Origin of the sequence: Sphingomonas sp. NCPPB 2930, assembly GCF_042867205.1 — a bacterium.
Taxonomy (GTDB): Bacteria; Pseudomonadota; Alphaproteobacteria; order Sphingomonadales; family Sphingomonadaceae; genus Sphingomonas.
In genome coordinates this window covers 1-2,379 of the sequence record NZ_JBHZQU010000038.1, presented here as the reverse complement: position 1 = coordinate 2,379, position 2,379 = coordinate 1, and the positions used below count along the sequence as shown (strand labels likewise).

Sequence of the window (2,379 nt, the reverse complement as noted above, 5' to 3'; positions counted from 1 at the left end):
CGTAAGCGTCCGGTGAAGGCGTCGCGTCAGGCGGGACGGTAGTTCCACGGCAGCAGTTCATTGATCTGGCGGGCCGGATGGTCGGCGATGCGGCTGATGGTGTCGGCCAGCCAAGCCTCAGGGTCGATGCCGTTGAGCCTGGCGGTTTCCACGAGGCTGTAGATGCTGGCGGCGCCGTGGCCGCCCTGGTCGGAGCCGGCGAACAGCCAGTTCTTACGCCCGACGGCAATACCGCGCAGCGAGCGCTCGGCGGCATTGTTGTCGATCTCCAGGCGACCATCGTCGGCATAGCGGGTCAGCGCCGTCCAGCGGGTGAGCGCATAGCGGATGGCGACTGCGAGGTCTGAGCGCCGGGACAGCTTCGGTTCGGTCGCGTCGAGCCACTGGCGAAACGCATCGAGTAGCGGTCCGGCCCTGGTCTGGCGCGCGTGTCGTCGCTCGTCAGGAGGCTGACCGCGCACATCCCGTTCGACCGCATAGAGCCCGGCGATATGGTCCAGCGCCTCACGGGCCGTGGCGGAGCCGGTTGCGGCATGGACGTCGAAGAACTTGCGCCTGACGTGCGCCCAGCAGGCCACCTCACGGATGCGTTCACCATAGAGCCGGTCGAACCCGGCATAGCCATCGGCGTGAAGATCGCCCTGGAACGCCCGCAAGTGCCCGGCGGGGCGTTCGCCCTTGCGATCGGGCGCGTAGCGGAACAGCACGGCGGGTGAGGCCTTGCCGCCAGCCCCGCGCTCGTCGCGCACATAGGTCCACAGCCGGCCCGTCCTGGTACGACCGGCACCGGGGGCCAGCACCGGCACCGGCGTGTCGTCGGCATGGAGGGTCGCGCCGCCCATGACGTGGCGCTCGAGCGCGTCGACCAGCGGGTCGAGGAGCGCGGCCGAGCGCCCGACCCAGTCGGCGAGGGTGGAGCGGGCAAGGTCGACGCCTTGGCGCTCGTAGATGCCCGACTGGCGATAGAGCGGCAGATGGTCGGCGTATTTGGACACCAGCACATGTGCGAGCAGCCCGGCACCGGGCCGACCCCGCTCGATGGGCATGGACGGCAGCGGCGCCTGCACGATGCGCTCGCATGACCGACAGCTCAGCCGCGGCCGGACGTGGCGCACGACCCGGAACGAAGCAGGCACATAGTCGAGCTGCTCGGTGACGTCCTCGCCCATGCGCCGCATGGCACCACCGCAGTCGGGGCAGACGCACGGTGCCTCATGTACGACGTCCGTGCGGGGCAAATGGTCGGGCAGCGGCTGTCGATACGGCTTGGCGGTCTCCCGTCTCCGGGTGGCCACCGGCATCGCCGCCGTGGCGGCTTCCGCCTCGCGTTCCTCCAACCCTAGTTCCAGCTGGTCAGCCTGGTTCGTGAGTTTCTCCGACGAACGGCCGAAGGCCATCCGCCGCAGCCGCGCGACCTGCATCCGCAACTGCTCCAGTTCGGCGCCGGCAGCAATGAGCATGGCCTTCAGGACGGCGATATCGTCAGGCAGCGAGGCGGCATCGGGCGACACGCCCGCTTATACCAGAACCCCCGTGCCGATACACGCGAAAGCCGCAGGAAACCGTGCTTTTCTACCAGGCCAATGTCGGCTGCGAGGACCGGATCGGATGCCGCCAGTCCACCCCTTCGAGCAGCATCGACAACTGCGCCGGGGTTAGTACCGCAACGCCGTCCGCGGTCGCTGGCCAGGTGAACCGGCCCCGCTCCAGGCGCTTGGCATGAAGGATGAGACCCTGGCCGTCCCACCACAGCAGCTTGACCAGATCGCCGCGCCTGCCCCGGAAGGCGTACACCGCACCGCCAAACGGATCCTGGCGCAGCCGCTGCTGCACCAGCGCCGCCAGTCCGTCGAACCCCTTGCGCATGTCCGTGACCCCGGCTGCAAGATACACCCGGACGCCGCTTGGCGGCCCGATCAAGCGAACCCGGCCAGCACGGTCTTGAGCACCCGCGCGTCGATGGGAGGCGCCAGGCGGATGCGCTGCCCGGCCGGGCCGACTACTTCCACCACACCCGGTCCGAGCGGCTCCGGCTGCGGCACCATGGGCGCGCCCGCCACCTCGACGGGCACGAACGACGCGCCCGGCAAGGGCAATGCTTCGTTCGCGACCCCGGCGCGCAGCAGCGTGCGTCGCCAGCGGTACACCAGCGACGTGCACACCCGGTGACGCCGCGCCACGTCCAGCACGCTCGCGCCCGGCATCATCGCCTCCGACACGATCCGCGCCTTGTCATCGTCGCTGAACCGTCGACGCGGCTCTGCCCCAACCATCTCGATAATTCGCGTCGCCATGATGCCGCACCAGTGTCTGCCACAGTGCTGCACCTGTGGCTTGCGCATCACCTCGTCAGCAAGGCGGGGAACACCGGACGCTTAC

Annotated in this window: 3 protein-coding genes; all 3 read right to left on the bottom strand. The window is 69.3% G+C overall.

Annotated elements, in window-relative coordinates; translation table 11 throughout:
* Positions 1-26: 26 nt before the first annotated feature.
* Positions 27-1,460 carry an IS66 family transposase gene (gene tnpC / locus ACFX59_RS18175; protein WP_387434445.1) on the bottom strand — a complete coding sequence of 478 codons (1,434 nt, stop codon included), beginning with the start codon at positions 1,458-1,460 and terminating at the stop codon, positions 27-29.
* A 112-nt stretch (positions 1,461-1,572) separates the two neighbouring features.
* Entirely contained in the window at positions 1,573-1,920 is a 348-nt protein-coding gene (gene tnpB, locus ACFX59_RS18170; RefSeq protein WP_387434442.1) for an IS66 family insertion sequence element accessory protein TnpB, read from the bottom strand.
* Entirely contained in the window at positions 1,917-2,273 is a 357-nt protein-coding gene (gene tnpA / locus ACFX59_RS18165; protein WP_387434440.1) for an IS66-like element accessory protein TnpA, read from the bottom strand. The genes tnpB and tnpA overlap by 4 nt, the downstream gene beginning before the upstream one ends.
* Between the last annotated feature and the right edge of the window lie 106 nt (positions 2,274-2,379).